This window comes from Kitasatospora sp. NPDC059817 (genome assembly GCF_042731835.1).
In the GTDB taxonomy this organism is placed as follows: Bacteria; Actinomycetota; Actinomycetes; order Streptomycetales; family Streptomycetaceae; genus Kitasatospora.
In genome coordinates this window covers 29,365-29,989 of sequence record NZ_JBHWIR010000092.1, presented here as the reverse complement: position 1 = coordinate 29,989, position 625 = coordinate 29,365, and positions in this window count along the sequence as shown.

Sequence of the window (625 nt, the reverse complement as noted above, 5' to 3'; positions counted from 1 at the left end):
GACCGGAAACCACCGTCCTTGCCTTGGGGTCTTCGGAATCCGCCCGGGCGACTTACTCACGGGCCGGGCGATCCTGATGGCGCGCTGTCCCTCCACTCATCCTCTGGACTGCACTGTCACTTTCGTACTGCTGGTACTGCACCTGCTGAACTGCGTCTTCCCGTCGGTGGCCGTGGCGGCCCACCTGTTCCCGCAGCCAGCCCCGTCGCCCGTCGTGCACCTGCGTCGGCTCGGAACCCCACTGCCGGACTTCTCGGCACGCGCGCCCGCAGCCTGGGCGCCTTTACCGAGGTCCTGCCTTCTCGTGACTGCCGGTACTGCACACTGAACCGCGCACTAATGGATACCGCTGGTGGCGGCCCCTGATACCTGCGGGCCGCCCGGTCCGGCAGCCAGTCCCGTCGCCGTCCTGCACCTGCCTGGCTTCGGAACTCCGCTGCCGGACCGAACCGCGAACTCTGTCCAACAACCCGGGCCAGTTCGTGTCTGCCGGTATCGCCGACTGTTGTCTACGAGAGAAACGCTAGACCAGCCCACGGGCAATGTCTACTCCGGCGCGCATAGATTTTGCGTTCGCCGCGAGTGAGGTACTCTGCCGGTGCGCGGCGGCGGCACCCCCCGAGCC